Below are 16,496 nucleotides of genomic sequence, written 5' to 3' on the forward strand. Positions count from 1 at the left end.
GTAATGTTATATAAAGACTCTGCGAAGCCCGTCAAGGAACGGACTGAACATCTGCTTGGGCTGATGACGCCGGAAGAGAAGGTAGGCCAGCTCGTTCAGCTGTTCGGGTGGCAGACCTATGATCATACAGAAGGAACGATAGAACTTACAGAAGACTTCAAACGCCAGATCCGCGAAGGCGGCATCGGTGCATTATACGGCACATTGCGGGCAGATCCCTGGACAGGGGTCACCCTGGAGAGCGGACTTGGAGCGCGGGCCGGAGCCGAAGCGGTGAATACCATCCAGCGTTATGTGCTGGAGCATTCCAGGCTGGGTATCCCCCTGCTGATCGGCGAGGAATGCTCGCATGGGCATATGGCGATCGGGGCGACAGTATTTCCGGTTCCCCTGCTGATCGGCAGCACATGGAATGTAGACCTCTATCGGGAGATGTCCCGCGCGGTAGCGCTGGAGACCCGGGCACAGGGGGGAGCGGTAACGTATTCCCCTGTGCTTGATGTGGTGCGTGATCCGCGCTGGGGCCGAACCGAGGAGTGCTTCGGCGAAGATCCGTATCTCATCGGTGAATTCGCTGTAGCTTCTGTGGAAGGACTGCAGGGCGACCGGCTTGACAGCGGGTCCAGTGTGGGGGCGACACTGAAGCATTTTGTCGCTTACGGCAGCTCGGAAGGCGGCAGGAATGCCGGTCCGGCGCATATCGGCAAACGGGAGCTGCTGGAGGTCGATATGTACCCGTTCCGCAAAGCGGTGGAAGCCGGTGCGGTATCCATCATGCCGGCTTATAACGAGATTGACGGAGTGCCTTGCACAACCAATCAGGAGCTGCTAGAGGATATCCTGCGCGGCGAATGGGGCTTCAAGGGCATGGTCATTACCGATTGCGGCGCTATTGATATGCTGGCCTCGGGCCATGATACAGCGGACGGCGGAGAAGATGCGGCAGTGCAGGCGCTCACCGCCGGGATTGATATGGAGATGTCCGGCGTCATGTTCGGAGGATATCTGCTGGAGGCGCTCCGTTCCGGGCGGCTGGATGAGAAGCTGGTGGATCAAGCGGCTGCACGTGTGCTGGAGCTGAAGTTCCGGCTGGGCCTGTTTGAACAGCCGTTTGCCGATCCGGGCCGGGCAGAGCAGGTGATCGGCAATCCGGAACATGCGGAGCTGGCACGGAGCATTGCGGCAGAAGGAATTGTACTGCTGAAGAATAACGGTATCCTTCCATTATCGAAAAACAAAGGCACGGTTGCCGTGATCGGCCCCAACGCAGATATCGGCTACAATCAGCTTGGGGATTACACCTCGCCGCAGCCGCGTGACCGGGTAGCAACGGTACTGGCCGGAATACGGGCCAAGCTCGCCGCTGAACCGGAACGGGTACGTTATGCGCCGGGCTGCCGGATCAAAGACAGCTCCACCGAGGGCTTCGAGCTGGCGCGCCAGGCGGCAGCCGAAGCGGATACGATTGTGCTGGCGCTGGGCGGGTCGAGCGCCAGAGACTTCGGCGAGGGCAGCATTGATCTGCGGACCGGAGCCTCGAAGGTAACGGAGAATGGCCTTAGCGATATGGACTGCGGTGAAGGCATTGACCGGATGTCGCTACATCTGTCCGGCGTTCAGCTGGAGCTGCTGAAGGAGCTGAAGACGCTCGGCAAGCCGGTAGTTGTCGTGTATATCAACGGCCGTCCTATTGCTGAGCCTTGGATTGACGAACAGGCGGATGCCATTCTGGAAGCCTGGTATCCCGGGCAGGAGGGCGGTCATGCCATTGCGGACATCCTGTTCGGCGATGTGAATCCGTCCGGCAGATTAACGCTCTCCCTTCCTGCGGATGTAGGACAACTACCCGTATATTATCTGGGCAAACGTTCACGCGGCGCACGTTATCTTGAAAGAGATTCGGAGCCGCTGTATCCCTTCGGCTTCGGACTCAGCTATACCGAATTCAGCTATAGCGGACTGAAGGTAGAGCCTGCTGAAATCCAGGCGGACGGGACGGCTGAGGTTACGGTTGAAGTAGAGAACACAGGCACCCGCAGCGGTGCAGAGGTCGTGCAGCTCTATATATCTGACCGGGTCAGCAAGGTCACCCGGCCGGCCAAGGAACTCAAGGGCTTCCGCAAGATTGTTCTGGAGCCGGGTGAGAAGCAGACCGTTACGTTCAAGCTGAGTGCAGAGCACCTGAGCTATATCGGACCGGAGTACAAGCTGGTGGTTGAGCCGGGGATCTTCCGGATCGGAGTCGGCCGGAATGTGACCGATACGCTGGGTACAGATCTTGCGGTGATGGAGGGTTAGATATGGAACGATTGAATACGGAACGAATAGATAGATTTATCCGCGAATGTTCGCAAGCGCAATGGCTGGAATACCGGGCGATTGAAGACTGGAAGGTCTTCTCCACAACCTACCGCCAGCCGGGGCATTATGACGAATTACAGCCTTATGCGGGCAGCGAATCCTTCGGATTGTTTCCCAGTGTGCAAGGAACGACTTATTTCTTCCGCACCACGCTTGATATTCCGGCGGACTGGACCGGTGCGGATACAGGGATCATCTTCCACTCCGGCGGAGAAGGGCTGCTGCGTGTAGGCGGAGCTTCCCGCCAGGGGCTGGACCGCAATCATACCTTCGTTTCACTTGACCCTGCCTCCGACGGAAGAAGCCCGGAGCTTGAGATCGAGCTCTACGATCCGGTTCCCGAGCCGGATGATCCGCTGAACAAGCAGGCGGTTATTCAGCCGCCAATCCGGTTCATCACTGCTGCGCTCGTCAGGGTTAACCAGCCGGTACAGTCGCTGATGTATACAGTGACCGTCATCCGGGATTCGGCGCTGCTGCTGCCGGAGCAGGACTTCCGGCGTGTCCGTATCCTTGAAGCGCTACACCAGGCGATGGATGCGTATGTGTCTTTGGGACGACCTGAAGATGGGGGCAGCAGCGGCAGGATCAGAGACATTGAGCAGGCGCTGACCGCAAGTGTGCGGGCCATCGGCGGTAACAGCGAGGGCTTCATTCATATGATCGGGCAGTCACATATTGATATTGCCTGGTTATGGCCCACGAGGGAAACGGTGCGGAAGACCAGTCGTACCTTCTCGACGGTTCATGCCTTGATGGAGGAATATCCCGATTACCGTTATGCCCAGAGCCAGCCGCAGCTATTCGCTTATCTGAAAGACAATGATCCTGAATTGTACGGGAAGGTGAAGGCGCGGATTCTCGAAGGGCGCTGGGAGCTGGTTGGCGGTATGTGGGTGGAGCCGGATCTGAATATTCCAAGCGGCGAATCCCTGATGCGGCAGATGCTGTACGGGCAGCGGTTCTACCAGGAGGAGTTCGGACGGCAGTCCGAGATTGAATGGCTGCCGGATACCTTCGGGTATTGCGCTTCCCTGCCGCAGATCCTGAAGCACGGCAAGGTCCGTTATTTCATGACGACCAAGCTGGGCTGGAATGATACGAATCTGTTCCCTTATGATTTGTTCCACTGGGTAGGCATCGACGGAACCGAACTTCTGTCTTATATGAACCACGGAGTGAATGAGAGTACGCTGCCGAAGGATATTCATGAGCACTGGCAATCTTACCGTGAAAAAGCCGTGCACAGCGAACAAATGCTGCTCTATGGACACGGCGACGGAGGCGGCGGAGTGACCCGGGAGATGCTCGAATATCTCTCACGCTCCGAGCTGATGGTGGGCCAGCCAGCCTCCGGCTACAGCACGGCGGCTGATTTCTTCGCAGGCATTGAGCAAGCGAAGCCTGAGCTGCCGGTCTGGCAGGGCGACCTCTATCTGGAGCTGCACCGGGGAACCTATACCACACATGCCCGGAACAAGCGCAATAACCGCAAGGCCGAGATTCTTTATAGGGAGGCGGAACTATGGCAGACGCTGGCCGGACACCATCTGCAGCCGCAGCGGCGGGAAGAGATCTTTCATGCCTTGCATGAAGGCTGGAAGCTGATTCTGCTCAACCAGTTCCATGATATTATTCCCGGCTCGTCGATCCCCGAGGTCTATCAGACCTCGGATAAGGAGTACCAGAGCATCTTCGCCCTTGGAGGGGGCAGCCTGAAGTCGGTCATGGAGGCTGCCGTAACGGATATTGATACCCGTGGAGAGGGACAGCCTTATGTCATTCTGAATGGTCTGGGCTGGACCCGGGATATGGTGGTAGAGCTGGAGCAGACCGGAGTGGAGCATACCGCTTCAGCCGTATATGACAAGAGCGGAATACGGCTGGAATCAGAGCAGGTTACTGCTGGAGAGCAAGCCGTTCTCCGTGTCCGGGTGCCGGCGGTTCCGGCCTTCGGGTATGTTACGGTGTGGCTGAGACCAGAGGAGCAGACGGAACCGGCGGGGAACGGTGGAGTTCGCGGTAACAGTGAAAACAGCGGAGTTCACGGTAACGGTGGAAACAGCGGAGTTCACGGTAACGGTGGAAACAGCGGAAACAGCGGAGCTGTCGCTAATTCCCGAAATGGTGGAGATAGCGGAGTTGTCGGAGAGGGCACGCATGACGACAATGGCGGAGATGAGCCAATATCGGCAGCCGCAGCATCGTTCGATCTGGAATGGGAGACCGGTTATTACCGTCTCCGGTTCAATGCTCTGGGCGAGATCATCAGCCTGTACGACAAGGAAGCCGGGCGTGAGATTGTCAAGTCCGGAGAGCGCCTGAACCGGCTGCATTTCTTCCATGACCGCCCTATCCTATGGGATGCCTGGGATATAGACAGCCGTTATGAAGAGCAGCCTGCCGGAGAAGCAGTACTGCTGGAGAAGAAGCTGTTGTCCTCAGGCCCCGTCAGCGATGTGCTGTACTTCCGCTGGAGCATCGGTCAATCCGAAATAGAGCAGGAGCTGATCCTGTATCACAGTGACCGGCGGATCGACTTCAAGACGAAGGTGGAGTGGCATGAAGCCCATAAGCTGCTCAAGGTCGGCTTCCCGGTAGATGTAGTGACCAGCAAGGCGACCTATGAGATTCCGTTCGGCGCGCTGGAACGGTCAACGCACCGCAACACAAGCTGGGAGCAGGCGCAATATGAAGTCTGCGGGCACCGCTATGCCGATGTGTCGGAGTATGATTACGGCGTAAGTCTGCTGAACGACTGCAAATACGGCTATGACACGCAAGGCAGCACGATCCGTCTGTCGCTGCTACGCGCGCCGCGCTGGCCGGATCATTCGGCGGATCAGGGCGCACATGAATTCACGTATTCACTGTATCCGCATACCGGCGACTGGCGCGGGGCGCATACCCTCCGCAAAGCCACTGAGTTGAATCACAATTCCTATGCGGTCGCCTGTGATTCAAGTACGGGCCAGCGCCCGCCGGTCGGCACCTTCCTTCCCTATGAAGGGAAGCAGGTTGTGCTGGATACGGTCAAGCTTGCGGAAGACGGAAGCGGCAGTATTCTGCGGCTGTATGAATCCGCTGGCGGACGCGAGACCGTCAAGCTCGGCTGGCCGCTGCCGCATTCGGCGATCTATCTGTCCAACGCACTGGAAGAAGAGACAGAGCTGCTGCCGGGTGAGGCTGGAGAGCTGACGCTAGACTTCCAACCTTTTGAAATCAAGACCCTGAAAGTTATTCATTCTAAATAAGCTGAATAATTGAAGATAACAAAAGCTAGAAGGAACGGAGGGGGATTTTGGAACTGTAGGAGCGATAGCGACCGCCTTTGTCGCCGGATTTCAACTGCGAAAAGCAGGTTAAATCAAGAAATCTGGGGACAACAGCGGCCGAAAGTCCAAATATTCATCGCAGTGACGAGCGAGCTTTAAGTTAATAGCTTCAGTTCAGCTACACTATAGATTAAACCGAAGGAGACTATCATCTTGGAACAATTCAGACTTCCCCGCATTCAGATGCCGGAGCTGCCGCTCCCGTCATCCATTCAGGCCGTATTGGCCGAAGCCGAACAGAAGCTGGCCCACCGGCCCAAGCTGCAACGTCTGTTCCGGAACTGTTTTCCGAACACGCTGGAGACTACCACCAAGCTGCTTGACGATGGAACTACATTTGTCATTACGGGCGATATTCCGGCCTGCTGGCTGCGCGATTCCGTGGAGCAGGTCATTCATTATGTGCCTTTTGCCGCAGAGGACCCGGACCTACAGCGTATTATCGGCGGGCTGATTAAGCGTCACACGCAGTATGTGCTGATTGATCCTTACGCCAACGCATTCAACGAAACGGCTAACGACTGGCACTGGAATGCCGGGGATGTGACGGAGATGTCGCCCTGGGTGTGGGAGCGCAAGTTCGAGATTGACTCGCTGTGCTTCGTGATCCGGCTGGCCCATGCGTACTGGGAAGAGACGAAGCAGACCGACTTCTTCACCGCGGATTTCAAAAAAATGCTGCGTGTCATCACCGATCTGTTCAAGCGGGAGCAGCATCACGCCGAGCAGTCCCCTTACCGCTTCACGCGGAACAACGGGATTATGGAGGATTCAATCCGAAATGGCGGCCTTGGGATGCCGGTGAATTACACCGGAATGATCTGGTCCGGCTTCCGCTCCAGCGACGATGCCTGCGATTTCCACTACAACATTCCAGGGAATATGTTCGCCGTTGTGGCACTGCGCCAGATGCAGGATTTCGCCGAGTGGGTATTCCGGGACCTGGATTTCTTGGCCGAGCTGAAGGAACTGGAGCAGGAGGTGGACCACGGCATCAAGCTGTACGGCACCTACCGCCACCCGGAATTCGGGCCGATCTACGCATACGAGACAGACGGCTATGGCAACTACAGCCTGATGGATGATGCCGGAACACCGGGCCTCATGTCCATTCCGTATCTGGGCTACGTGACGAATGACGATCCGGTCTACCAGAATACAAGACGTTTTGCGCTGAGCAGCGAGAATCCGTTCTACTTCGAGGGCAAAGCCGCCAAGGGAATTGGCAGCCCGCATACCCCTCCGGGCTATATCTGGCATATGGCGTTGTCCATGCAGGGAATCACGGCGGACAACAAGGAAGAACGGCTTGCACTTATCGCTATGCTTGAAGCAACCGACGCCGATACCGGATATATGCACGAAGGCTTCCTCGCCGACGATCCGTCGGTCTTCACCCGCAAGTGGTTCGCCTGGTCGAACAGCCTGTTCTCCCAGCTGGTCTGGCGGGCGCTGCAGGAAGGGATTCTCTAGGTCTGGCCTGCATACAGAAGCATAGTGAATACAGGATGCTAATTATTGTGTAAAAGCACTTTTCATATACAAAGGAGACCTGATCATGAATACAATTATTGGAGAACCCTTAGCAAACATCCCTTGGCAGGAAAAACCGGCGGGCAGCCATTCGCCTGTATGGAGATATTCCGCTAACCCGATCATTAACCGCGATGCCATCCCGAACTCGAACAGTGTGTTCAATTCGGCGGTTATCCCTTTTGAAGGCGGCTTCGCAGGTGTGTTCCGCTGTGATTCCAGGTCGGTCAGCATGGATATCTTTGCCGGCTTCAGCGAAGACGGTGTGAACTGGAAGATCAACCATGAGCCTATCGTATTCGAGGGCGATGAAGAGATCATCAAGCGGGAATACCGCTATGATCCGCGCGTATGCAAGATTGACGACCGTTATTATATCTCCTGGTGCAACGGCTATCACGGGCCTACAATTGGACTTGCATATACATTTGATTTCAAGACCTTTCATCAGCTGGAGAATGCCTTCCTGCCGTATAACCGTAACGGCGTACTGTTACCCCGCAAGATTGGCGGGAATTATGCCATGCTCAGCCGTCCAAGTGATACTGGACATACGCCGTTTGGCGATATCTTTTACAGCGAAAGTCCTGACCTTACCTTCTGGGGTAAACATCGTTATGTAATGGGCACAGTGAACGGCGATGCCTCCGCCTGGCAGTCCAAGAAGATTGGCCCCGGTCCGATTCCGATTGAAACCGACAAAGGCTGGCTGCTCATCTACCATGGCGTAATTAACACCTGTAACGGGTTCGTCTACCGCATGGGATGTGCGCTGCTGGATCTGGATCAGCCTTGGAAGGTGAAGGCCCGCTCGCGCAACTATATTCTCGGCCCGGAGACGTTGTACGAATGTGTAGGCGATGTGCCGAACGTAACTTTCCCTTGCGCGGCATTGACCGATGCGGCTACTGGACGTATTGCCATCTATTACGGCTGTGCAGATACAGTTACAGGTCTGGCCTTCACCACTGTGGATGAGCTGATTAGCTATATGGAGGAATATCCGCTGGAGATTGAGGGGTAAACAGCTATGACAAAACAACAGACAGCGCATATTATCTCACATACGCACTGGGACCGGGAATGGTACCTCCCGTATGAACGCCATCACCTCCGGCTTATCCGGCTGGTGGACAGCCTGCTGGACACACTGGAGCAGAACCCGGATTTCCGGAGCTTCTTCTTCGACGGACAGACCATTATCATCGAGGATTACCTCCAGGTCCGCCCGGAGAACCGGGAACGGCTGGAGCGCCATATCCGTGAAGGCCGGATCTATATCGGGCCATGGTACATCCTGCAGGATGCGTTCCTGACCAGTCCGGAAGCCAATGTGCGCAATCTGCAGATCGGCCATAAGGATGCCGGTGTGTACGGGGAAGTCTCCAAGATCGGTTATTTCCCTGACACCTTCGGCCTGACCGGACAGATTCCGCAGCTCATGGTGCAGGCGGGAATTACCAATGCCTTCTTCGGGCGCGGGGTGAAGCCGACAGGCTTCAACAATACGGTCTCCAGCGACGGCTATGAATCCTCCTTCTCGGAGCTGGTCTGGGAAGGGCCGGACGGGTCGCAGGTGCTGGGTATCCTGTTCGCCAATTGGTATTCTAACGGGAATGAGATTCCGGCAGGCTTAGAGGAGGCGAAGAGCTTCTGGGAGCGCAAGCTGGCAGATGCGAAGCAATATGCGGCCACGGATCAGCTGCTGTTCATGAACGGCTGCGATCATCAGCCGCTGCAGACCGATCTGCCGGAAGCGATCCGTACTGCGGAGCAGCTGCACCCGGAGATATCCTTCGTTCATTCGAACTTTGCCGATTATATTAAGGCTGTGCAGAACTCTCTTGCCGGCCGTAGCCTCTCCACCGTTAAGGGCGAGCTGAGAAGCCAGCGCACTGACGGCTGGGGCACACTGGTCAATACCGCCTCCGCCCGGGTGTACCTGAAGCAGCTGAACCAGCGGGGCCAGGCGCTGCTGGAGAAGGTGGCTGAGCCTCTGGCTGTTATCGCCAAGCTGCAAGGCGGGGAGTATCCGCATCATCTGTTTACCTATGCGTGGAAGACGCTGATGCAGAACCATCCGCATGATTCCATCTGCGGCTGCAGTGTGGATGAGGTGCACCGGGAGATGGTTACCCGGTTCGACAAGAGCTACCACACCGCCGAGGGCATTGTGGCGGACAGCATGCAGGCCATCACCGCAGCGGTGGACACCTCGGGCTTCGCCGCCTATGATGAAGCTGCAATTCCGCTCGTTGTGACCAATACAAGCGGCTGGAGCCGCACGGGGACAGTGACCGTGGAGCTTGATGCGGTCCGGTTGTATCTGCGCGAAGGGCACACGCTTGAAGAGACCGCCCGCCGGATGAAGGCGGTGGACCTCGGCGGACGGATTCTAATCGATGAACAAGGCAATGAGATTCCTTGTACGGTTCAGGATCTGGGCCTGTCGTTCGGCTATGATCTGCCGGATGACCGGTTCCGGCAGCCTTACAGCTGCCGCAAGGTGCAGCTGACCTTCGAAGCGGCGGCAGTGCCTGCGCTGGGCCTCCGCACCTATGCCTGGGTTCACCCGCTGGCAGAGGCTGCTGCCGGGCGGTCCGGCCAAGACCCGGCAGTGGCCGGAGCCTCAGCGACGCTTGTCCACGGCGGGCGTATTCTGGAGAATGCCACGCTGCGGGTTGAGGTGATGGCAGACGGTTCCTTCACACTGGAGCATAAGCCAAGCGGCAGAGTCTACCGCGATCTCGGCGTCTATGAGAACACCGGTGACATCGGCAATGAGTATATGTACAGACAGCCTGCGGGTGAAGTTCCGCTGACTACCCGGGGGCTGACGGCTGCGGTCAGCGTCATTGAAGATACACCATACCGGGCCTCCGTAGAGATAGTCCATGAATGGGAGATTCCCGCTTCCGCTGACGCCATGCTGGAAGAAGAGCAGCGTGCGCTGGTCTATTATCCGGAGCGGCAGGCGCAGCGCTCCTCGGAAACAGTGCTGCTTAAGCTGCGGACGGTATTAAGGCTGGAGCGCAGCGGCCAAGGCCTGGAAGTGAAGAGCTACATCGACAATACAGCGAAGGACCACCGTCTGCGGATGCTGTTCCCTACCGACCTTGAAGCGGCATCCCACCGTGTGGACTCGATGTTCGAGCTGGCCGAGCGTCCGAATGAACCGGCGCCGGAGTGGCTGAACCCGAGCAATGCGCAGCATCAGCAGTGCTTCGTAGATGTGTCCGGGGAGCAGGCGGGACTTACGGCCGCCAATCTCGGACTCCATGAATACGAGATCCTGCGCGACGGCCGCAATACCATCGCCGTGACTCTGCTCCGCAGTGTCGGCGAGATGGGCGACTGGGGCTGGTTCCCTACGCCGGAAGCCCAGTGCCTGGGTGAACAGACTGCCGAGATGCTGCTTATTCCGCATCATGGAGATGTTGTGGCCTCTGGTGCGGCGGCTATGGCCTACCAGTTCCAGATTCCATGGACCTGCTCGCAGGCGGAGCTTCACGCTGGAACCATTCCTGCCGTGTACTCGGCTGTCCGCTGGAGCGGCAAGACGGCAGCGTTCTCCTCACTCAAGCTGAACGAGGACAGCGGAGATCTGCTGCTCCGCTGGTTCAATATGACCGGCGAGTCCAGTATACTGAAGCTGGATACCCCGCTGCCGGTTGCCGCCTTCTATACATCGAATGTGCTGGAAGCCGAGGGTGAATTGCTGGAGACTGACCGGGACGCTGCCGCGCTCAAGCTTCAGCTTGGCGGACATGAGATTACAACGGTCGGCATCCGGCTTGGCTGATCCATGGATAACGAAGATGCAGAAGATAAAGCTGTAGTAGAGAGGTGAACCGCAGATGGAGAAGCTAACCGGTGATCCAAGCCCGTTCCCGGGTGTGCAGCAGTATATCAGGGCCTCTCAGGGGCAATGGAGACTGTCGGCACAATCCCGGGTTAGGATCGCAGACAATGCCAGTTCGGATGGAAACAAGGTTCTGTATGACACAATTTTTATTGTTCTCTCGGAATATGCGGGCAGTCTGACGCAATCTGAGCGGCTCATGCCTGTAGTATATGGAGAAGGTGAGACACCGGATTCAGGAGACATTGTCATTGACCTGAACAGCAGCGGACAGAGCAGAGGTATGGACAGCCTGGAAGGTTATGTCATTGACATCGGGAGCTATGCGAGGATTACCGCGCCAAGTGAACGTGCAGTGATGTATGGACTGCGGACGCTGCTGCAGATACTGGAGGCTGACGGCTTCGTGCCCTGCGGAACCATTACCGATTATCCTGCGGTGGCGGAGCGGTCGCTGCATATTGACATCGGGCGGAAGTTCTATACCGAAGAATGGATCATGGACCGGGTCAGGGAGATGTCCCGGCTCCGGCTGAATACGCTGCAGCTGCATTTCTCCGAGAACGAAGGCTTCCGGCTGATGAGTGAGAGCCATCCTGAGGTGATGTCGGATCAAGCTTTAACCAAGACAGAGATGAAGGCTATTATCCTTGCGGCCCAGCGATATCATGTGGATATCATTCCTTCACTGGATTCACCGGGGCATCTGGCCCAAGCGCTGCTTACACATCCGGACTGGCTGCTCAAGGACTCGGCAGGTAATGCTGCTCGGGGGGCGCTGGATATTACGAGCCCGGCAGCCCGCAGGTTCGTTCTGGACCTGATGGACGAATATGCGGAATTGTTTGCGGGCAGCCGCTATTTTCATATCGGCGGGGATGAATTCATCGACTTTGCGGAGTTCGACAAGTATCCGCAGCTCGCCGAATATGCGCGGAATGTACTGAACATCAGCGGCGGAACAGGCGTGGATGCCTACATTGACTACCTCAACGGAGTTGCTGAGCATCTGGAGTCCAAGGGGTGGATTGTCCGCGCCTGGAATGACGGGTTGTACCGCGGCGACCAGACCCAGAGAGTGGCACCCAAACCCTCCATTCAAATTACGTATTGGACGAAGTGGCACCCTATGATGGCCCCGCTGGACGCGATTGTGGCCAAAGGCCATCAGGTGATTAACTTCAACGACGGTTATTTGTATTACGTGCTGGGCGAGCATGCGGGCTACACGTACCCGACGGCAGAGAAAATCCGCGCTTCCTGGCATCCGGGATTATTCTCGGCCCGTACCGGGGAAGCCAAGCAGGAATACACCGGAGATTATCCGCGTGAATTCATCGGCTGCACGTTCTCTATCTGGAGCGATAAGCCGGAAGCGCAGAGCGAAGCCGAAGTGGCGCAAGGCATCCGCGGGCCGCTTGGCGCGATGGCGGAGTTAGCGTGGCTGGGGAAGCAGAAGCCGCACGGTGACGCGGAGGTTAGCGAACGAAGTTAATAGTTTGAAGCTAAGTGCTGTCCCACAAGCCACCAAGGCTTGTCGGGGCAGCTTTTTTAATGGAGGGAGGCAGAGATGGTGAAAACAGAGTATTCCCATCTTGGATTTTCAACAATAGTAAAAAAATGGTTGTAAAAAGCGATGAAATGTTATAATTTGGAAAAATGATCGGCAAATGTAATTGAGGTGATTTGTTTTATTAATTACGAGGTTTATAAATGAAAAAGAATAAAAGGTTTATAATTAGCCTTTCATTGGTTTGTTTAGCTGTCTTTATGTAAGTACTACTGTTTTTGCCCAAATGGAACCGTATAAATGGAAGTGTTCATTCTGGTTCAGAAGCTCAGGCTCTTCAAGAATTTAAGAGTTTGGATGCGGAAGCTTTTATTGATAATATAAAAAAGGAATTAACGGATTAATTATAATTAACAAAAAGTATATCCAGTGTTACATGGATATACTTTTTGATCTTTAAGGTGGTGATCCTATGAACTATAAAATTTTGTTAATTAGCATACTTACATTTTGTATATTAATTGTTATGGGGAATTTCAGGTGGGAATACCGCGAATCAGATGAGATATTCACCTATAAATATGATAGATGGACCAAACAATTATGGGTTGAATTCACTCCTGAAATTGGTACAAATGACATTACTGACATTCCGTTAGTATACGTTGATAAACTTACAACAAAAGAACTAGAACCATATCTAATGAAATTAGGAGTAACCGGACAAGGAGTTAAAAAATGGGTGTTTCGAACTAGAGCATCAGATGTCTATATTGGGATGCTAATAGCAAACGTAACTACTATTTTGTTTAGTTGTTTTAAAGCATATGTCCAATATATTCGTCGGAGACATAATAAAGTCAGCTAATTTTAGGCAGTTAATTATAACCCATACAACGAATCATCCTTTTAGAGTGAATCTTGAGGATACCTTAATTCGCTTGATTGGGTTGTTTTTCTATGTGACAATTTTTCACAAGAACTTCTGACTGTGCTCTCCCTTACCGTAATTCAACCCCGCCTGATAAGCCTGCTCCAGCAGCACCCCATAATGCGACGGGTCGGAACTCGTAGTCTCGTAGAGGAACTCCACCCTGGAGTCTGTGATTCCGCAATAATCGGCAATGCCCACGTTAAGCAGCTGCATGATGGCTTCATCATAATTACGCTTCTTCATCTGCTCCTGCGTTACGCCTGCCAGAGCCAGCCACAGGGCATGCTGATGGGGAAGCTGGCTTGTGCCGTAAGCGAATCCGTTATTGAGCACACGGTCCACATATCCCTTCAGCATTGCAGGCAGATGCCACCACCACACCGGAAACACAAACGCCAGGGCATCATGCTCCTTCATCCGCTGCATTTCCCGTTCTACCTCAGGTGAGAAGGATTGCTCCGCAAGGGACAAGTCAGGTTCGTCTCTTTCTCTTAAAATAGGGTCAAACCCGATTTCGTGCAAATCCAATATCTCATAGCCGTGTCCGGCTGCGGTCAGACCTTGTGCAAAGCGGCGGGCAACCTGGAAGGTCAGGGAATCCTGCCTCGGGTGCGAAACAACAATTAATACGTTCATCTCTATCTTCACTACCTTTCTTAAGCTGCAGGTTTGTAGCCATGTTCAGTGGCTGATGCTATTATAGACAGGAATCTAATAATCCGGAAGTACGCACTTTCATGTGCTATAGGAAGCTCGAAGTGCCACAGGAACATTGAAGTTCCCTACATAGGCTAATCTTGTCCCGGCATTAACAACCGCGGTAACGGAGGAATCGGAAATGACTGAACAGAATGGAAATCGTGAACTGAGCGGGGAAAAGATAACTAATGCGCCGAAGAAATATAAGGTGGGCGTTGAGGCGGCATTGGAAGTGATGGGCGGCAAATGGAAGCCGCTGATTATCTACCATCTTATGACCGGACACAAACGCACCTCCGAGCTGATGCGGCTGATCCCCGGTATTACGCAAAAAATGCTCACCACCCAGCTAAGAGGCCTGGAGAAGGATGAGATTATCTCGCGGAAGATGTATCAGGAAATCCCGCCCCGGGTGGAATATGAGCTGACGGCCTACGGCTGGGGACTGAAGCCTGCCCTGGATCTGCTCTGCTATTGGGGTGAGGAGCATCTGGACAAGGTGTATGGCGACAAATCCAGAGTGCTGGAGGAGTTCTAGGCCGGACTTCACGGACGTACGAAAGGGGACAAGTCATGGAATTTGCAAATATAACGACAGTGGTTACATTGATCAATATCATTCTGGCATTGGGCTTTCTGTTCATTGAACGCAGGGAGGCGGGATATACCTGGGCCTGGCTGATGGTTCTATTCTTCATTCCTATTTTGGGATTTATCCTGTATATCTTTTTCGGGCGTAATCTGAAGAAGAAGAATTTCTATAATCTGTTTATCGAAGAGCAGGAATATGTCCAGGCGGAAGCGGACAAGCAGCTGGCGGTCCTGAACCAGGAGGCTGACGATGCGCCGCCGCTGCTGCAGAAATATGCAGAGCTGATCACCATGAACATCAGATCGTCGCATGGCCTTTTGTCCAGTGATAATGAGCTGGTCATCTACAGTGACGGCCATCAGAAATTCGCCGCTTTATTCGAGGATATCCGCTCGGCCAGGACAGAGATCAATATTCAGTATTACATCATTCAGCCGGATGCGCTGGGGACGAGGCTTAGGGATGAATTAACGGCAAAAGCACTGGAAGGCGTGAAGGTACGTCTGCTCTACGATGAGGTTGGATCCAAGCGGATCTCCAGGCATTTTCTTCAGGAATTGCGTGCAGCCGGAGGAGAGGTTGAGGTGTTCTTCCCGTCTGTGCTGAAGCCGCTGAATTTCCGGATCAACAACAGAAATCACCGTAAGCTGTGCATTATCGACGGAAGAATTGCGTATATCGGGGGGTTCAATGTAGGGGATGAATACCTTGGGCTGGACAAGAAATTCGGCTATTGGCGGGACACCCACCTCAGGATCACCGGGAATGCAGTCAATCATATTCAAGGCAGATTTGTTCTGGACTGGCATCAGGCCGGGAAGCATACGCGGGGGGATTACGAGGAATTCGCCTTTTACACTGAGCAGCATTCCGGGATAAGCCCGGTCCAGATCATTACAAGCGGCCCCAATTCAGAAACTGAGCATCTGAAGAACATGTACATCAAGCTCATTCTGTCGGCCAAACAAAGCATATTTATCCAGACCCCCTACTTCATTCCGGACACGAGCTTCATGGATGCCTGCAAAATCGCCCTGCTCTCCGGTGTGGATCTGCGGATCATGATTCCTGACAAGCCTGACCACCCGTTCGTGTATTGGGCGACCTGGGCGTATGCCGGGGATTTGCTTAATTATGGAGCCACGATCCTGCTCTATGAGAACGGCTTCCTGCATGCCAAGACCATTGTGGCAGACGGGGAGGTGGCTTCCGTAGGGACGATGAATATCGATTCGCGCAGCTTCAGATTGAACTTCGAGGTCAATGCCATTGTGTATGACCGGAAGATTGCTGCACAGCTCCAGGATATGTTCCTGAGCGACAGCAAGCTAAGCTCTGAGCTTACGCTTGAGCGCTACAGGGAGCGGTCGCTGATGATTAAGCTGAAGGAGGGAATCTCCCGGCTGCTGTCGCCGATTCTGTAAAGAGAGTGAAGAGTAAGCAACTGCACTTCGTAGAAGGAGGAATAGCTAATGGGGATGCTGGGCCAATATGTCATGGTAGATGAGGACACCCTGGAGCGTATGATGGAGATGGATGGAGCCAGGCTACTGGACTTCTACAGGAAGGCGCTGGCCGCCGGGAAGCATGTCATCTTCAGTATAGTCTGAAATCCGATCGCGTGAAGCGCCGGGCCGTCTCAGGAAGGAGAGGACCCGGTCTTCAGGCTT

At 54.5% G+C, this 16,496-nt stretch carries 11 protein-coding genes; 10 read left to right on the forward strand and 1 reads right to left on the reverse strand.

The window, feature by feature from the left end; genetic code table 11:
* Positions 1 to 3: 3 nt before the first annotated feature.
* From MKZ24_RS14665 to MKZ24_RS14695, 7 genes are all read left to right on the forward strand, one after another.
* Entirely contained in the window at positions 4 to 2,298 is a 2,295-nt protein-coding gene (locus MKZ24_RS14665) for a glycoside hydrolase family 3 N-terminal domain-containing protein (protein ID WP_340790171.1), read from the forward strand.
* A 2-nt stretch (positions 2,299 to 2,300) separates the two neighbouring features.
* Positions 2,301 to 5,615 (forward strand): alpha-mannosidase, encoded by a 3,315-nt coding sequence (locus tag MKZ24_RS14670; RefSeq protein WP_340784070.1) that lies wholly within the window; start codon positions 2,301 to 2,303, stop codon positions 5,613 to 5,615.
* 234 nt (positions 5,616 to 5,849) lie between these two features.
* Positions 5,850 to 7,169: a glycoside hydrolase family 125 protein gene (locus MKZ24_RS14675; RefSeq protein WP_340784073.1), complete on the forward strand. Its 1,320-nt coding sequence runs from the start codon at positions 5,850 to 5,852 to the stop codon at positions 7,167 to 7,169.
* An 85-nt stretch (positions 7,170 to 7,254) separates the two neighbouring features.
* Positions 7,255 to 8,253 (forward strand): glycoside hydrolase family 130 protein, encoded by a 999-nt coding sequence (locus MKZ24_RS14680; protein WP_042238195.1) that lies wholly within the window; start codon positions 7,255 to 7,257, stop codon positions 8,251 to 8,253.
* Positions 8,254 to 8,259: 6 nt separating this feature from the next.
* Entirely contained in the window at positions 8,260 to 11,031 is a 2,772-nt protein-coding gene (locus tag MKZ24_RS14685; protein WP_340784075.1) for an alpha-mannosidase, read from the forward strand.
* Positions 11,032 to 11,086: 55 nt separating this feature from the next.
* A complete protein-coding gene (locus MKZ24_RS14690; protein WP_340784078.1) occupies positions 11,087 to 12,586 on the forward strand; it encodes a beta-N-acetylhexosaminidase in 1,500 nt (499 codons plus the stop codon).
* Between the two features lie 487 nt (positions 12,587 to 13,073).
* Positions 13,074 to 13,469 carry a hypothetical protein gene (locus MKZ24_RS14695; RefSeq protein WP_042238189.1) on the forward strand — a complete coding sequence of 132 codons (396 nt, stop codon included), beginning with the start codon at positions 13,074 to 13,076 and terminating at the stop codon, positions 13,467 to 13,469.
* A gap of 105 nt (positions 13,470 to 13,574) precedes the next feature.
* Here MKZ24_RS14695 and MKZ24_RS14700 read toward each other — a convergent pair whose 3' ends face one another.
* Entirely contained in the window at positions 13,575 to 14,171 is a 597-nt protein-coding gene (locus MKZ24_RS14700; RefSeq protein WP_042238187.1) for an NAD(P)H oxidoreductase, read from the reverse strand.
* Between the two features lie 202 nt (positions 14,172 to 14,373).
* On the opposite strand from MKZ24_RS14700, the gene MKZ24_RS14705 reads away from it, so the two are divergent.
* Genes MKZ24_RS14705 through MKZ24_RS14715 form a run of 3 tightly spaced genes read left to right on the forward strand, consistent with a single transcriptional unit; the run spans position 14,374 to position 16,436 of the window.
* Positions 14,374 to 14,772 carry a winged helix-turn-helix transcriptional regulator gene (locus MKZ24_RS14705; protein ID WP_340784082.1) on the forward strand — a complete coding sequence of 133 codons (399 nt, stop codon included), beginning with the start codon at positions 14,374 to 14,376 and terminating at the stop codon, positions 14,770 to 14,772.
* A 35-nt stretch (positions 14,773 to 14,807) separates the two neighbouring features.
* Positions 14,808 to 16,250, forward strand: a complete 1,443-nt coding sequence (cls, locus tag MKZ24_RS14710) for a cardiolipin synthase (RefSeq protein WP_340784084.1) — start codon at positions 14,808 to 14,810, stop codon at positions 16,248 to 16,250.
* Positions 16,251 to 16,298: 48 nt separating this feature from the next.
* Positions 16,299 to 16,436, forward strand: a complete 138-nt coding sequence (locus MKZ24_RS14715; protein ID WP_156123271.1) for a hypothetical protein — start codon at positions 16,299 to 16,301, stop codon at positions 16,434 to 16,436.
* The last annotated feature ends 60 nt before the right edge of the window (positions 16,437 to 16,496 follow it).

The sequence above is a fragment of the Paenibacillus sp. FSL R7-0297 genome (assembly GCF_038009025.1).
In the GTDB taxonomy this organism is placed as follows: domain Bacteria; phylum Bacillota; class Bacilli; order Paenibacillales; family Paenibacillaceae; genus Paenibacillus_AQ.

Bases quoted from the DNA above. Each gene is read 5' to 3' on its own strand.
- MKZ24_RS14665 (WP_340790171.1), top strand. From the start codon at position 4: ATGTTATATAAAGACTCTGCGAAGCCCGTCAAGGAACGGACTGAACAT.
- MKZ24_RS14670 (WP_340784070.1), top strand. From the start codon at position 2,301: ATGGAACGATTGAATACGGAACGAATAGATAGATTTATCCGCGAATGT.
- MKZ24_RS14680 (WP_042238195.1), top strand. From the start codon at position 7,255: ATGAATACAATTATTGGAGAACCCTTAGCAAACATCCCTTGGCAGGAA.
- MKZ24_RS14685 (WP_340784075.1), top strand. From the start codon at position 8,260: ATGACAAAACAACAGACAGCGCATATTATCTCACATACGCACTGGGAC.
- MKZ24_RS14690 (WP_340784078.1), top strand. From the start codon at position 11,087: ATGGAGAAGCTAACCGGTGATCCAAGCCCGTTCCCGGGTGTGCAGCAG.
- MKZ24_RS14695 (WP_042238189.1), top strand. From the start codon at position 13,074: ATGAACTATAAAATTTTGTTAATTAGCATACTTACATTTTGTATATTA.
- MKZ24_RS14700 (WP_042238187.1), bottom strand. From the start codon at position 14,171: ATGAACGTATTAATTGTTGTTTCGCACCCGAGGCAGGATTCCCTGACC.
- MKZ24_RS14705 (WP_340784082.1), top strand. From the start codon at position 14,374: ATGACTGAACAGAATGGAAATCGTGAACTGAGCGGGGAAAAGATAACT.
- cls (WP_340784084.1), top strand. From the start codon at position 14,808: ATGGAATTTGCAAATATAACGACAGTGGTTACATTGATCAATATCATT.
- MKZ24_RS14715 (WP_156123271.1), top strand. From the start codon at position 16,299: ATGGGGATGCTGGGCCAATATGTCATGGTAGATGAGGACACCCTGGAG.